The sequence below is a fragment of the Amycolatopsis sp. NPDC102389 genome, from assembly GCF_044765885.1.
Taxonomy (GTDB): domain Bacteria; phylum Actinomycetota; class Actinomycetes; order Mycobacteriales; family Pseudonocardiaceae; genus Amycolatopsis.
This window is the reverse complement of sequence record NZ_JBIWKX010000050.1, coordinates 45095-57583: the sequence shown is the minus strand read 5'-3', so window position 1 is coordinate 57583 and position 12489 is coordinate 45095. Positions and strand designations below refer to the sequence as shown.

Here is a 12489-nt window from a genome sequence, read left to right as displayed (position 1 = left end):
CAACCCCCGCGGGCCGGCTGGGGGGGGGGGGGGGGGGGTGCGCCCCCCCCCCCCCCCCCCCCCCCCCCCCCCCCCACGACTCACCCGCGCCGACCATGCCACGTTTGCCTTACCCCTCAAATAACCGTCCTTACCACTCACGAGGCGGATCAGGCGGCTTCGTGGGTCAGCAGCCACTGCTTCGCCGGGACACCCCACCGGAAGTTCCCCACGCCGCCACCGGTCCGCACCACCCGGTGGCACGGCACGAACAACGCCGCCGCGTTCTTCGCGCACGCCGACGCGGCCGCCCGCACCGCCGCCGGATTCCCCGCCAGCGTCGCGTATTCCGCGTAGCTGACCGGCTCGCCCGCGGGCACCTTCCGCAGGATTTCCCAAGCGTGCTCCCGGAAAGCGCCGGACCGCTGCCGCACCTCGATATCGGCGACCGCGTCCAGTTCGCCATCGTGGTAGCGGCGGATCGCGGTGCTCACCGGGCCCAAGTCCCGTCGCTGCTTCACTTCGCCGGGTGCGAGCGACGGCGAGATCAGCGGCGTCAGTTCGGCGACGTCGCCGGTCCAGCCCGAAGCGAGCACGGCCCCGTCGCCCGCCACCACGGCGGTGAACGGGCCGATCTTCGTGTCCATTGTGGACCAATACGCGATGCTCATGTTCTTCCCTTTCAAGCGCGAAGCAGGTACATGCCGGCGTACGAGGACCAGGGCTGCCAGGCCCGTCCGCGTTCGGCCAGCGTCTTCTCGTCGTCGGCGATGCCCAGCGCCGCCGCTCCCCGGCGCAGCGCCGGATCACCGGTCAGCAGGACGTCCGGAGCGCCCAGGACACGCATCAGGACGTAGTCCGCGGTGCTCGGCCCGATGTCCGGCAGCTCCAACAGCTCCGCCCGCAACTCCATCGGGTCACGGCCGACGTGCACCGACACCCCGTCCGCCAGCGCGCGGGCCACCGCGGTCACTCGTTCCGGGCCGTGTTCGGCGACCTGGGCCGCCGTCGGGAACAGCGTTGTCAGCCCTTCCAGTGACTCGTCGCAGCTGGGCAGGCGTTCACCGAGTTCGCCGGCGATCGCGGCCGTCTCGGCGGGGGACAAGAGCGCGCGCAGCACGAGCTCGTCGCCGTCGACAGCGCCGGGCACCCGGATACCGGGGATCGCCTCGACCAGCGGCGCGAGGGCGGGATCGGCCCCGAGGACCCGCGCGACCGCCTCGGGATCGGCGTCGAGGTCGAGCAGCCGTCGCACCCTGGCCACCGTGCTGCTCAGGTCGCGCAGGTCGGTGAGCCGCAGGTCGCAGCGGACGTGGTCGTCCTTCGGCGTCAGCCACACCACGCCGGGGCCGTGCGCGAGCCGCAGCGTGCGCCCGTAGCCGGTCACTCCGGATTCGTCGCCCGTCACGTGCTCGACACCGGGGACGGCCCGGTCGGCCAGGAAGTTCAGCACCCCGTCGGCGTCGAACGGCTTGCGGAACGGCAGCCGCAGGCTCAGGCGGGTCCCGGTCGGCAACTCTTCGGCCTTACGACGTCGCAGACTCGCGGCACGAAGCTGTGAAGGCGTCGTCGCGAAGACCTCCCGGATCGTCTCGTTGAACTGGCGGACGCTGGAGAAACCCGCCGCGAACGCGACGTCGGTCAGCGGGAGCCCGGACATCTCGATCAGCAGCCGCGCCGAGTGCGCACGGTGCGCCCTCGCCAGCGCCAGCGGACCGGCGCCGAGTTCCGCGGTGAGGACGCGGCCGAGCTGCCGTTCGGAATAGCCGAGCCGCCGCGCGAGCCCCGGGACGCCGTCGCGTTCGACGGTGCCGTCCGAGATGAGCCGCATCGCCCGTGCGGCGAGGTCGGCCCGGATGTCCCAGTCGGGCGAGCCGGGGACCGCGTCGGGCAGGCAGCGGCGGCAGGCGCGGAAGCCGTTGGACTGGGCGGCCGCCGACGTCGGGTAGAAGCGGACGTTCTGCTGTTTCGGCGTCGACGCGGGGCAGGACGGGCGGCAATAGATCCCGGTGGTGGCGACGGCCATGATGAACTGGCCGTCGAACCGGGAATCACGGGCGGCGACGGCGCGGTAACACCGTTCGGTGTCGCGCCAGACGGCCCGTTCGGCCAGGGTCTGCTCGGTCATGACATCGATCGTGCCACCAGGCAGGGGGCTCGGCTGGCGGAAATCCGACACGGCGATCAAGGCCTCGGCGGATGGGGCGGCGGGCGGCACGTAGACTTCTGGCCCGTGAGTCTCACCCTCGGCATCGTCGGCCTGCCCAACGTCGGCAAGTCCACCCTGTTCAACGCGCTGACCCGCAACGACGTGCTCGCGGCGAACTACCCGTTCGCGACGATCGAGCCCAACGTCGGTGTCGTCCCGCTGCCGGATCCGCGGCTGGACCAGCTCGCCGAGGTCTTCGGGTCCGAGCGGACCGTGCCCGCCGTCGTGTCCTTTGTGGACATCGCGGGCATCGTGAAGGGCGCCTCCGAGGGTGCGGGGCTCGGCAACAAGTTCCTCGCGAACATCCGCGAGGCCAACGCGATCTGCCAGGTCGTCCGGGTCTTCGACGACCCGGACGTGATCCACGTCGACGACCGGGTCGACCCGGCCAGTGACATCGAGACGATCAACACCGAGCTGATCCTCGCCGACCTGCAGACCCTGGAGAAGGCGCTGCACCGGCTCGAGAAGGAGGCGCGGACCAAGAAGGAAGCCAAGCCCGCCCTCGACAACGCGATCAAGGCCAAGGAGATCCTCGACGCCGGGCGCACCCTGTTCCAGGCGCAGAAGGAGGTCGACTTCGAGGCGCTGCGCGAGCTGAGCCTGCTCACCACGAAGCCGTTCCTCTACGTCTTCAACGCCGACGAAGGCATCCTCACCGACGACTCCCGCCGCGAGGAGCTGGCCAAGATGGTCGCCCCCGCGGACGCGGTGTTCCTCGACGCCAAGGTCGAAGCGGAACTGCTCGAACTGGACGACGAAGAGTCCGTGCGCGAACTGCTGGAGTCCGTCGGCCAGCACGAGCCGGGCCTCTACTCGCTCGCGCGCGCCGGCTTCCACACCCTCGGCCTGCAGACGTACCTGACCGCCGGCCCCAAGGAGTCGCGCGCCTGGACGATCCCGCAGGGCGCGACCGCCCCGCAGGCCGCGGGCGTCATCCACACCGACTTCGAGCGCGGCTTCATCAAGGCCGAGGTCGTGTCCTTCGCCGACCTGATCGAGAACGGCTCCATGGCCGCCGCCCGGTCCGCGGGCAAGGTGCGCATGGAGGGCAAGGACTACGTCATGGCCGACGGCGACGTGGTGGAGTTCCGCTTCAACGTCTGATGTCGACCTGCAGGAACTCCCGGAACTCCGCGGTGCCTGCCTGATCGTTCAACGCGGCGTTCCACCGCGCGATGTCCACTTCCGGGACGTCGGCGTCGAGCGGCAGGAAGACTCGCACCGCGTTCGGCCACCGCTCGAAGAACCCGGCGGCGGCCGAGGCCGTCAACGCCTGTGCGATCGAGTCCCACACCGTCCTCCGGAACTCGCGAAGGTCCGAATCGGTGCAGCGTCGCATCGCCCGTTCCGCCTCGGCGCGGATCGGCTCCAGCGGGTCGTCGATCCCCTCGGCCCCGCGGATGTCCAGGTCCCACTCGCCGAGGTGCCATTTCGCGTCGATGGCGAACTCCGGATCCTCGGCGATCATCTCGTCGAGATGTCGCCGCGAATGCGCGAAGGCGACGATCGACGTGGCGTCGGCGTCGGTCGCGATACCGACGCCGGCCACGCCGTCCGACGGAAGCATGGATGCCGACCGCGACGAGGCGCTCGCGATCGCCAGGGAGTTCATCGACGGCGACTTCGAGGCTCTTCGCGCACGTTCCTGGAAGCGTGACGCCCGACTTGATCATGATACCGAAGTGGTATCATGGACCCATGGCGATGACGTTGAGGCTGAACGATGAGCAGGAGCGCGCGTTGGCCTTGCTCGCCGAGGCCAACGGGGTGAGCAAGCACGAAGCGATCGTGCGGGCGATCACCGACGCCGCTGCCCGATCCGTCCGTGACGATCGAGTGCGCGCCCTGTCGCGTGACGGGCGGGCGCGTTACGCGTCGTTGCTCGATCGCCTGGCGCAGTGAAGATCGAGTACCTGACCCTGGACGACCTGCTCACGCTCGCGACCGACCTGGGTGTTTCCCGGGTTCGGGATCTGGGCTTGCTCGACGCGGCGGCGCATCGGCCACGGTCGTCGCTGATGGGGCAGGACGCTTACCCGGGTCCGCATGAGAAAGCGGCGGTTCTGCTGGAGTCGATCGTCCGTAACCACCCGCTCATCGACGGCAACAAGCGGCTGGGCTGGATGGCGGTCTTCGTTTTCTACGGCCTCAACGGTGTCGACCTGGAAGCGCCGGAGGACGACGCGTACGAGCTGGTGATCGCGGCGGCGACCGGGGCCGTCGCCTACGAGGAAGCGGCCCAGCGCCTTGCGGAGTGGGCACGCCCCGAAGTCGTCTGATCAGACGCCGTAGCGGTCCTGGGACATCGTCGCGGGCGGCTTGCCGTGCCGCGCCGTGTAAGCCGCCACGATCTCGTCCGTCGTGTCCTCCCCGGCCTGGAGGCGGACCAGGTACGGCACCACCCAGTGCAGGTCCGCCTCGTCGAACTCCTCCGCCCAGGACGGGCTGAGCCCGGTCCGGGACTCGTCGAGCACCTGGGAGAGGGCGACCTGTCCACCCGCGTTCACGGGATGCGGGCCCACCGAGATCGAAACGCGGGAAGCGGCGCCGGCCGGGTGCAGAGCCACCTCCATGGGGTGCGGGTGGCGGCCGGGTGCCGTGCGCGCGATCACGAGGAACCGCAGAGGCCGGCGTTTCGTCTTCTTCATGCGGCCATTCGAGCACGCCGCCACGGACCGAGGATGAACCGCATGACGAGCCCCGCCCTTTCACCGCGCGCCCATGTACTGGCGCGCGCGAACGAGTCCACGTGGGCGTCATGAGCGAGGTCCTCTTCATCCGCGAGAACCCCTGGATGCCGCGAGTGATCCGCGCGGACGGCGAGCTCAGGCTCGAACTCGATGCCGGGGCCAACGCCAACCACGACCCTCGTAGGTTCGCCTTCCCGGTCTCGGAGGCCCATCTCGAGGTGCTCCGGGACGACCTGACCCGGCACCTGCTGCTGTGGAGCGCGATCCTGCCGCTGTGCGAGGCGGCCGGGACCTGGGGGCCTCTCGACGAACCGGCGGCGGTCGCGTTGCTGGACCCGATCCTCTTCGGTACGCCGTCCGACGTCGAGTCGTTGTTCCGGGACATTCGCCGGGACATACGCCGGCTCGTCGCTCAGGGCGCGGACGTCGAGTTGCTCGAACGCGGGCAGCTCTTCGTGGCGTTGCGCTCCGCGAGCGCGTGGTCCGATTGGTCGCTCGTCCGCGAGTACGACGCGAACCGTCAGCGCGCCGGGCTTGCCCCGCTCGACAAGGCGCTGCTCAAGTACACGGGCCGCTATCCGCGCGGCGAGAAGGGACCGGCCCGGGATCCGGGCGCCGTCGATCCCGGCCTGCTTCCCGAGGTCACGCGGGTGATCGCCACCGCGGAGCAGGCGTGCGCCGGGATGCGGATCTCCCGCGACCGGCGAAGAGGCGAGCACGCCGTGAAGCAGCGTGACTGGCGGCGAATCGAGGAGAAGGTCCAGCGCGAGGTTCGCCGCGCCTTCCCGGTTCTCGCCGGCGACGCGGTGCGCGCGGTGAGCTTCCTGATGTGCTCGGAAGCCGCCGACAAGGCCAGAAAGCAAGGATGACGATGAGACCACTGACCTTCAGCGACGCCAAGGGCAACGAGTTCGACGAGTCGATGCTCCGGCGGACCCACCCCCGCGAGCTGCGCCGCCGGCTGGAGATCCTGACCCGCATCGACGGGCACGAGCCGGTGACGGTCGACGGGGTCACGCACTTCGGCTTCGGCAACGGCGGCGGCGACACCGTCAACGCCTGGTTCACCGCCGAGGGCCGCGGTCTCGTGGTGACGTTCGACCACATCGGCGAACTCAACTTCTACGAAGACCCGCAGGCGCAGGCGGCGCTCTACGACGGCGTACCGGCTGACCTGCTCGCTCTGGTGAGGAACGTGCCCGAAGCGGATACGACGCTCAATGCCTCGCATCCCGACGGCGGCACCCTCGTGGTCGCCTCCGGCGTCTTCACCTTCTCCGGTCCCTGCGCCATGGCGGACGGGCTGGTGTCCCACTTGCAGGAGAAAGAGCTGGGTATCGAGGAAACCGGGGTCGGCTGGCTTCTGGAGGGTTTTCTCGCGCTGGAGGACTTCACTCCGGCCGCGGTCGCCGAAGCCGTGGCGTGGTGGGGTGCCGAGGACATCGCGAAAGGTTTCAGCGCGGCGGGCGAGCCGGAGCGGGTCGTGCCGTTCGACCGGGAGACGGTGGACCGCTTCTGCGAGATCTGGGCCGGCTCCGGATACAACGATCGCTGGGACGTGCACTACGTCCTGTTCGACAGCTACTCCATCGAGGACGCGGGCGAGGATCGGGACGAGCTCCTGGGGTTGGTCCGGACGCTCGGCCTCGAACGCGTGGACGCTCCGCCGGGAGCCGCCGACGGTGAGGTGTGGGTCCGCACGGATCCGCGTATCGACGCCGAACTCGGAAACTGGGCATGAGCACTCCGGGAGGCCGTTCCGTGTACCACCGTTTCGAACCCGAGGTCGCCGGAGGCCTCGGTCCCGGTATCGACTACGACCCGCGGCGCGGGGCCGAACCACTCGTCGGCCCGCTGCACTACGAGTTCGCCGGCTGGCTCGGCGACGACATCGTCACGACGAGCGGGTACTGGATCGTCACCGGCAGACTCGCCGACGCGCTCAGGGAATCGCCGCTCACCGGCTACGAGCTCGGCGAGGTGGTGGTGACCACCGAAGAACAGTTCGACATGTTCTACAGCCACCTCGGCCTTCCCCGTGACTGGGAGCGGCTCATCCCCACCGGCACGGAGGAGGGCGGCGAGGACTTCGTGCTCGAAACCGTCGTCGACCTCCTCGTCAGCGACGCCGCCCTCGAACTGTTGCGGCGGTTCAGCATCGACGAAGCCGACATCTCGCCGGCGGACGAGGAACCGGAGGTCTCCGAGGTCATGCGGAAGTTCCTCGACCCCGGACTTGCCGCCCGGCGGTTCGAATGAACACCGACAGGGTTTCCTGGAGATCGCGACCACACTGGTCAGCACGCCGTTCATGGCCGGGGTCGTAGGATCTCCGCGGTCGCGCGAACAGCCGCGCCCGACGTTCTGAAGGACGAAGACGATGGCACGAAAGAGAAAGACCCTTCCCAAGGACTTCCAGGAGATCTTGACCTCGGCTCCGCTGGAGGAGCTGAAAGCCGTCTTCGGCAAATGCGAGATCGACGCGCGGGGCGGCTATGCCAAAGGGACCGCCATCGGCTTCCCGGAATGCCCGGACGAGCTCATCGTGTGGCTGAGCGAGCAGGGGCTCGCCGTCGACACTCCGGACAGCTACGGCAGGACACCGCTTCATACGCGGGCTTCCCGCGGGGTTCCGAAGCAGATTCCTTTGCTTCTCTCACTCGGCGCGGACATCGAGGCGGCCGACACCTCCGGGATGACGCCGCTTCACGCGGCGGTGAGCAGGCTGAGGGCCGAGTCGGCGCGAGTCCTGGTCGAGCATGGGGCTTCCACCGAGGTTCTCGACCGGCGCGGCAACTCGTTGCTGATGTGCGCCCTGATCAGTACCCAGAACATCGACCTCCCCGAATGTGCCGAGATCTCGAAGCTGCTGCTCGAACGCGGAGCGAGCATCACGGCCGAGATGCGCCGTGAGGTCGAGCGGATCGGTCGTGATTTCGAGTTCCACCGCGGGAACTTCAACTCCGACCTCTTCCGGGAGACCGACGCCGCGCTCAGTGAGCTGTACCGGATCTTCGGGGTGGAGCCGGTCGCCCGGCGGACGGTGCACGACGGGGTGTCGCCGATCGTCGTGCCCGACGGATCCTGGCGGGAGCGGCACAACGCGCTTTGGGAACTCCTCGTACCGTCGAGCGGTGCGGGCGCGACAGTGCAGTGCGAGGCCATCCGCGTCACCGGCCGGATCTCCGACGAGATGTTCCGGAACGGAGGGGCGAACTGGGACCGTAGCTACCGTGCGATGGCCGACGCGTTCCCGGGTTTCCTGGCGCAGGGCGAGCCTCTCGGCGAAGCAGAACTCCAAGAAGCCAAGGAGATCGCGAAGCAGGTCCGGTCGGGCCGCGGCGCGGACGGCCACCTCGATCGCTTGAGGGAGCTCGCCGTCGTCTGGGTCGCGAAGAATCCGGACCCGATCGCCTTGGGGCCGGTGGACTACACACGCTGAGGACCGGCCGGGCGTCCCCGACGAGTATCGGGGACGCCCGGCGCGGGTCACTTCCGCAGCAGGCTGTACGCCGCGGAACCGATCAGCTCCAGCGAAACCTGAAGCCGCTCAAGGGAAACGTTGTCCTGGATGGTGTCTTCCGGGGTGTGATAGGTCGGCTCCAGCAGTGCCGGGCCGGTTTCGCCACGCCAGCTGAAGTTGCCCGAAGCGATCCCGCGTTCGAAGAACGGCACGTGGTCGCTCGAACCGCGCGCGACCGGCCCCTTGACCCGCGGGTCGTAGCCGAGCCGCTTGGCGGCGGCGTTGACGGCCGCGGTCGTGGCGTTGTCGGCGCCGTCGACCGAAAGCAGCCAGTAGGTGATCGCCGGGTCCCAGCTGGTAGCGACCATGTCGTTCTGGAAGCAGCCCGCGATCCGCTTCGCCTCCGGGTCGGACAGGTTCTTGACGTAATGCCGCGAGCCGATCAGCCCGTACTCCTCCGAACCCCACAGCGCGAACCGCAGTGTCTTGTTCGTCGGGAGGTGCCGCAGGACGCGCGCCAGCTCCAGGCACAGCACGGTGCCGCTGCCGTCGTCGTTGGCGCCGGGGGAGCCGGGGACGCTGTCGTAGTGCGCGGTCACCATGACGACACCGTCGTCTTTGCCGGGGAACGTGGCGGGCCGCTCGGCGATGACGTTGTACGACGTCAGGTTCTTGTGGTGGGTGGCCGTCGCCTTCACCGTGACCGAACCTTTGGCGAGCCGTTCGCGCAGGCGCTCCACCTGCACCTGGGCCAGGCCGAGCACCGGGATGGTGACCGGGGTGGCGAGCGTCGGGGAGAAGGCGGACAGCTTGCGGGCCGGGTCGGCGCCGATCCGGCCGAGCAGCACGGCGTCCGCTCCGCGCTGCGCGGCCGTCAGGTACGCGTCGGCCTTGTTCGTCACGGCGGCGATCAGCACGATCTTGCCGGTCAGGTCGTCCGGCAGGGCACTGCCGTCACCGGCGTCGACGACGACGGCCTCGCGGGTGACGTCCTGCGCGCCCTGCGGCGACGAGCCGGTCTGCCAGCTGTCGCGTCCGATCGACAGGGCGCCCAGGAACTTGTCGGCGATCGGGAACGGCTGCAGGGTGACCTGGTAGCGCAGATCGCGCAGCACCTTCGCGATGTAGTCCCTGGCTCGCAGTTCGCCTTCGGTGCCGGCGATCCGGGGGCCGATCTTGTCGCTGAGCACCCGCAGGTGCTCCAGCGCCCGCCGCGACCGCACCCGCGCGATCACCGGGTAGTCGCCGAACTCCAGCGACGGCGGGAACTGCGCGCCCGGACGTTGCCGCGTGGCCGCGGCGGCGGTGCCGGGGTTCAGCCCGATCGTCGCCGCGCCCGCCAGTGCCACCGCGCCCGCGAGCACCTCACGTCTGCGCAGACCTGCCATGGAACACCCCTCACTTCTCGAAGAAACTCGTTCGAGTAGCTAAGAGTCGCGAGGCTGTCGGGGCAACCTCCGATCGTCCCCTTTTTCCGGTTCAGCGCACAGACACCCGGCGGTAGGCACGCGAGACGGCGACGACACCGGAGACCGCCGCGCCGATCACCCCGCCGATCAGCAGCACTGTCCCGGCGAACGGCCCGAAGTCGCCGACGTCGGCGAGCCGTCCCCAGAACGAGCCTTCGAGCAGCGCTCCGACGAGGATGAACGTCGGCGCGGCGACGCCGAGGAAGAGGATCCACCGGTACTTCGCGGCCAGCGTGAGCACGAGGATCCCGGTCACGCCGAGGATGAAGGGGCCGGGCGGGATGTCCGGGAAACCGGGGACGCCCGAGACGATCTGGATGATCAGGCCGGCGACACCGGCGAAGAGGAAGAAGGCGTTGGCGACGGCGGCGGTGGAACGGTTCATGGCGGAACTCCTCACTGGTTTTTCGACCACTGAAGAGTCCCGCTCACGGCCGCGCGGGGCGTCGGCCCGGAAGCGGCAATCGCGCCTACGCAGGCCTGCGTAGCGGTAACTTCGGACGGGTGAAGCCGTTGAGTCCCGACATGTTCGCGCCAGGCTGCCCGTCGAACCTGACCCCGTTCCGGATCGGCGACAAGTGGGCGGGCCTCGTCGTGCAGTGCCTGGAAGAAGGGCCGCGCCGGTTCTCCGAACTGAAGGTGCCCTTGAGGGGAGTCACGCCGAAGGTCCTCACGGAGACCCTCAGGGCTCTGGAGCGCGACGGCATGATCACGCGCACGGCGTACGACGAGACGCCGCCGCGGGTGGAGTACGAGCTCACCCCGCTCGGCCGGACGTTGTTCGAGCCGATGGAGGCATGCCGTGAATGGGCGGCGAAGCACCTTCCGGAGCTTGTCGCCGCCCGCGAGGCCTATTCGGGCTAGCCGAGAAGGCCGAGCACGACGATCGTCAGCAGCGTGATGGCGGCGGCGAAGGTGGTCACCCAGGCGCGCTGGGCGGCGGTGATGGAGGCGTTGTTCACGGCGGTTCCCCGGGGGAGAGAAGCGACAGGTCCGCCCGGAACAGCGCGTTGATCAGGCCGCGCGTTACCGCTGGAAGGTCGGTGTGATCAAGATCACTGGTCGTGCTGGTGATGCCGTTCGCGCGCCGTGTACCAGAGCACTCCGGCGGCGGCCGCCACCATCGCGCCGAATGCCGAGAACCCCACCACGATCGCTTGCGTCATCACTCGTCCTTTCTCGTTGTGTCCCTGTCGGGGTGACGTCCGAGAAGCGGAGTTGTGGCGCCGTCGTTGCGGACGTCACATGCCGGCGAGTACCCCGTCGATCTGCGACGCGAGCGAGAAGTCCTTCTCCGTCAGCCCTCCGGCGGAGTGCGTGCTGAGCCGGAACGTCACCGTCCGCCAGCGGATGTCGATGTCGGGATGGTGGCCGGCCGCTTCCGCCAGTTCGGCCACCTTGTCCACCGCTTCGATGGCTTCGGGGAAGCTCGGCAACTTCGCCGTCCGCTCGATCGTCACGCCGTCACGGGTCCAGCCGGAGAGCTTGGTCACGGCTTCGTCGGCCTGCTGGTCGTTCAAGATTTCCGCCATGCCTCCATGGTGGTACGCCGTCGGCTACGCTGCACGTTTGCCACGGGTCCCCCCTTGAAGAACGCAGGAGGCTAGATGAAACGCGCCCTCCGCACGGTCGTTGCGGCTGGCACGGTGGCCGCCCTCGTCGCGGGCTGCTCGCTCTCCGGGACCACGGGGAACGACCCGCAGGCGCCGGCGACGGTCACGCTCGTGACCCACGATTCGTGGCTCGCGCCCCAGGACGTCCTCGACGCGTTCGAGCGGCAGTCCGGGATCAAGATCTCCGTGCTCAAGCAGGGGGACGCCGGCGCGCTGACCAACAAACTGGTGCTCACCAAGGCGAATCCGATCGGTGACGTCGCGTACGGCATCGACTCGACGTTCGCCTCGCGCGCGCTCACCGAGGGCGTTTTCGAGCAGTACACCAGCCCGGAGGCCGATCGCGGCCCGCAGCGCTACTCCGTCGACCCCGAGCACCGGCTCTCCGCGGTCGACCTCGGCGACGTCTGCGTCAACATCGACTCCCGGTACTTCGTGGACAAGGGGATCCCGGAGCCGAAGTCGTTCGCGGATCTGACCGACGCCAAATACAAGGACCTGATGGTCGCCGAGAGCCCCGCGACCTCGTCGCCCGGGCTGGCGTTCCTGCTCGGCACCGTCGCCCAGTTCGGCGAGCAGGGCTGGCAGGGGTACTGGACGCAGCTGAAGGCCAACGGGCTCAAGACGGTCAGCGGCTGGGAAGAGGCCTACAGCAAGGAGTTCTCCGGCTCCTCGGGCAAGGGGCCGCGTCCGATCGTCGTCTCCTACGCCTCCTCGCCCGCCGCCGAGATCGGCGACGACGGCAAGCCGCGCACGAAGGCTCTGCTGGACACCTGCTATCGCCAGGTCGAGTACGCGGGCGTGCTGGCGGGCGGCAAACAGGTCGAGAAGGCCCGCAAGGTCGTGGACTTCCTGCTGTCCCAGCAGTTCCAGGTGACGGTGGCGAGCAACATGTACGTGTACCCGGCCCGTCAGGGCGTCGAGCTCCCGCAGGGCTGGGCGCAGGCCGCGCCGCTGCCGCAGCAGCCGAAGACGCTCGAACCGGCCAAGATCCAGGCCGGGCGCGAGCAGTGGATCGCCCAGTGGCGCACGATTCTCGAAGGCTGAGCGCGCCCAAGCCGAC

The 12489-nt window shown here is 69.2% G+C and carries 16 protein-coding genes; 9 read left to right on the top strand and 7 right to left on the bottom strand.

Annotation, left to right across the window (positions count from 1 at the left end):
- Positions 1 to 149 precede the first annotated feature (149 nt).
- Positions 150 to 650 carry a methylated-DNA--[protein]-cysteine S-methyltransferase gene (locus ACIRGA_RS31770; RefSeq protein WP_400947943.1) on the bottom strand — a complete coding sequence of 167 codons (501 nt, stop codon included), beginning with the start codon at positions 648 to 650 and terminating at the stop codon, positions 150 to 152.
- Between the two features lie 11 nt (positions 651 to 661).
- A complete protein-coding gene (locus ACIRGA_RS31765; RefSeq protein ID WP_400947940.1) occupies positions 662 to 2107 on the bottom strand; it encodes a DNA-3-methyladenine glycosylase 2 family protein in 1446 nt (481 codons plus the stop codon).
- Positions 2108 to 2212: 105 nt separating this feature from the next.
- Between ACIRGA_RS31765 and ychF the strand changes: the two genes are divergently transcribed.
- On the top strand, positions 2213 to 3295 hold the full coding sequence (ychF, locus tag ACIRGA_RS31760; protein ID WP_400947938.1) for a redox-regulated ATPase YchF: 1083 nt from the start codon (positions 2213 to 2215) through the stop codon (positions 3293 to 3295).
- On the opposite strand, the gene ACIRGA_RS31755 is transcribed toward ychF, so the two are convergent.
- Positions 3285 to 3803 carry a DUF4303 domain-containing protein gene (locus ACIRGA_RS31755; protein ID WP_400947935.1) on the bottom strand — a complete coding sequence of 173 codons (519 nt, stop codon included), beginning with the start codon at positions 3801 to 3803 and terminating at the stop codon, positions 3285 to 3287. The two genes, ychF and ACIRGA_RS31755, sit on opposite strands and share 11 nt — an antisense overlap.
- An 86-nt stretch (positions 3804 to 3889) precedes the next feature.
- On the opposite strand from ACIRGA_RS31755, the gene ACIRGA_RS31750 reads away from it, so the two are divergent.
- Together ACIRGA_RS31750 and ACIRGA_RS31745 are read left to right on the top strand one after the other, a co-directional pair.
- Complete coding sequence (locus ACIRGA_RS31750; RefSeq protein ID WP_125674014.1) at positions 3890 to 4093, top strand: CopG family transcriptional regulator; 204 nt, start codon at positions 3890 to 3892, stop codon at positions 4091 to 4093.
- Positions 4090 to 4470: a type II toxin-antitoxin system death-on-curing family toxin gene (locus ACIRGA_RS31745; RefSeq protein WP_400947932.1), complete on the top strand. Its 381-nt coding sequence runs from the start codon at positions 4090 to 4092 to the stop codon at positions 4468 to 4470. The genes ACIRGA_RS31750 and ACIRGA_RS31745 overlap by 4 nt, the downstream gene beginning before the upstream one ends.
- Here ACIRGA_RS31745 and ACIRGA_RS31740 read toward each other — a convergent pair whose 3' ends face one another.
- The gene (locus tag ACIRGA_RS31740) at positions 4471 to 4839 is read right to left on the bottom strand and encodes a hypothetical protein (protein ID WP_400947929.1); all 369 of its coding nucleotides are present in this window, start codon (positions 4837 to 4839) and stop codon (positions 4471 to 4473) included.
- 110 nt (positions 4840 to 4949) lie between these two features.
- Here ACIRGA_RS31740 and ACIRGA_RS31735 point away from each other — a divergent pair, with 110 nt between their 5' ends.
- From ACIRGA_RS31735 to ACIRGA_RS31720, 4 genes are all read left to right on the top strand, one after another.
- Positions 4950 to 5750, top strand: a complete 801-nt coding sequence (locus tag ACIRGA_RS31735; protein ID WP_400947926.1) for a DUF6357 family protein — start codon at positions 4950 to 4952, stop codon at positions 5748 to 5750.
- A 2-nt stretch (positions 5751 to 5752) separates the two neighbouring features.
- A complete protein-coding gene (locus ACIRGA_RS31730; RefSeq protein WP_400947923.1) occupies positions 5753 to 6622 on the top strand; it encodes a hypothetical protein in 870 nt (289 codons plus the stop codon).
- Positions 6619 to 7140: a hypothetical protein gene (locus ACIRGA_RS31725; protein WP_400947921.1), complete on the top strand. Its 522-nt coding sequence runs from the start codon at positions 6619 to 6621 to the stop codon at positions 7138 to 7140. The genes ACIRGA_RS31730 and ACIRGA_RS31725 overlap by 4 nt, the downstream gene beginning before the upstream one ends.
- Positions 7141 to 7261: 121 nt before the next feature.
- Positions 7262 to 8323: an ankyrin repeat domain-containing protein gene (locus ACIRGA_RS31720; RefSeq protein WP_400947919.1), complete on the top strand. Its 1062-nt coding sequence runs from the start codon at positions 7262 to 7264 to the stop codon at positions 8321 to 8323.
- Between the two features lie 47 nt (positions 8324 to 8370).
- Here ACIRGA_RS31720 and ACIRGA_RS31715 read toward each other — a convergent pair whose 3' ends face one another.
- Positions 8371 to 9732 carry a M20/M25/M40 family metallo-hydrolase gene (locus ACIRGA_RS31715; RefSeq protein ID WP_400947916.1) on the bottom strand — a complete coding sequence of 454 codons (1362 nt, stop codon included), beginning with the start codon at positions 9730 to 9732 and terminating at the stop codon, positions 8371 to 8373.
- 91 nt (positions 9733 to 9823) lie between these two features.
- Positions 9824 to 10198, bottom strand: a complete 375-nt coding sequence (locus ACIRGA_RS31710; protein ID WP_400947914.1) for a hypothetical protein — start codon at positions 10196 to 10198, stop codon at positions 9824 to 9826.
- A gap of 140 nt (positions 10199 to 10338) precedes the next feature.
- On the opposite strand from ACIRGA_RS31710, the gene ACIRGA_RS31705 reads away from it, so the two are divergent.
- Entirely contained in the window at positions 10339 to 10677 is a 339-nt protein-coding gene (locus ACIRGA_RS31705; protein WP_400947962.1) for a winged helix-turn-helix transcriptional regulator, read from the top strand.
- A gap of 377 nt (positions 10678 to 11054) precedes the next feature.
- Here ACIRGA_RS31705 and ACIRGA_RS31700 read toward each other — a convergent pair whose 3' ends face one another.
- Positions 11055 to 11345: a 4a-hydroxytetrahydrobiopterin dehydratase gene (locus ACIRGA_RS31700; RefSeq protein WP_400947911.1), complete on the bottom strand. Its 291-nt coding sequence runs from the start codon at positions 11343 to 11345 to the stop codon at positions 11055 to 11057.
- Positions 11346 to 11420: 75 nt separating this feature from the next.
- On the opposite strand from ACIRGA_RS31700, the gene ACIRGA_RS31695 reads away from it, so the two are divergent.
- A complete protein-coding gene (locus ACIRGA_RS31695) occupies positions 11421 to 12473 on the top strand; it encodes a thiamine ABC transporter substrate binding subunit (RefSeq protein WP_400947909.1) in 1053 nt (350 codons plus the stop codon).
- Positions 12474 to 12489 lie beyond the last annotated feature (16 nt).

What these genes read in the sequence shown, in the direction of transcription:
- ACIRGA_RS31705 (WP_400947962.1), top strand. Translation starts at nt 10,339, where the DNA reads ATGTTCGCGCCAGGCTGCCCGTCGAACCTGACCCCGTTCCGGATCGGC.
- ACIRGA_RS31735 (WP_400947926.1), top strand. Translation starts at nt 4,950, where the DNA reads ATGAGCGAGGTCCTCTTCATCCGCGAGAACCCCTGGATGCCGCGAGTG.
- ACIRGA_RS31740 (WP_400947929.1), bottom strand. Translation starts at nt 4,839, where the DNA reads ATGAAGAAGACGAAACGCCGGCCTCTGCGGTTCCTCGTGATCGCGCGC.
- ACIRGA_RS31720 (WP_400947919.1), top strand. Translation starts at nt 7,262, where the DNA reads ATGGCACGAAAGAGAAAGACCCTTCCCAAGGACTTCCAGGAGATCTTG.
- ACIRGA_RS31730 (WP_400947923.1), top strand. Translation starts at nt 5,753, where the DNA reads ATGAGACCACTGACCTTCAGCGACGCCAAGGGCAACGAGTTCGACGAG.
- ACIRGA_RS31710 (WP_400947914.1), bottom strand. Translation starts at nt 10,198, where the DNA reads ATGAACCGTTCCACCGCCGCCGTCGCCAACGCCTTCTTCCTCTTCGCC.
- ACIRGA_RS31750 (WP_125674014.1), top strand. Translation starts at nt 3,890, where the DNA reads ATGGCGATGACGTTGAGGCTGAACGATGAGCAGGAGCGCGCGTTGGCC.
- ACIRGA_RS31755 (WP_400947935.1), bottom strand. Translation starts at nt 3,803, where the DNA reads ATGAACTCCCTGGCGATCGCGAGCGCCTCGTCGCGGTCGGCATCCATG.
- ACIRGA_RS31700 (WP_400947911.1), bottom strand. Translation starts at nt 11,345, where the DNA reads ATGGCGGAAATCTTGAACGACCAGCAGGCCGACGAAGCCGTGACCAAG.
- ACIRGA_RS31695 (WP_400947909.1), top strand. Translation starts at nt 11,421, where the DNA reads ATGAAACGCGCCCTCCGCACGGTCGTTGCGGCTGGCACGGTGGCCGCC.
- ACIRGA_RS31725 (WP_400947921.1), top strand. Translation starts at nt 6,619, where the DNA reads ATGAGCACTCCGGGAGGCCGTTCCGTGTACCACCGTTTCGAACCCGAG.
- ACIRGA_RS31765 (WP_400947940.1), bottom strand. Translation starts at nt 2,107, where the DNA reads ATGACCGAGCAGACCCTGGCCGAACGGGCCGTCTGGCGCGACACCGAA.
- ACIRGA_RS31770 (WP_400947943.1), bottom strand. Translation starts at nt 650, where the DNA reads ATGAGCATCGCGTATTGGTCCACAATGGACACGAAGATCGGCCCGTTC.
- ACIRGA_RS31715 (WP_400947916.1), bottom strand. Translation starts at nt 9,732, where the DNA reads ATGGCAGGTCTGCGCAGACGTGAGGTGCTCGCGGGCGCGGTGGCACTG.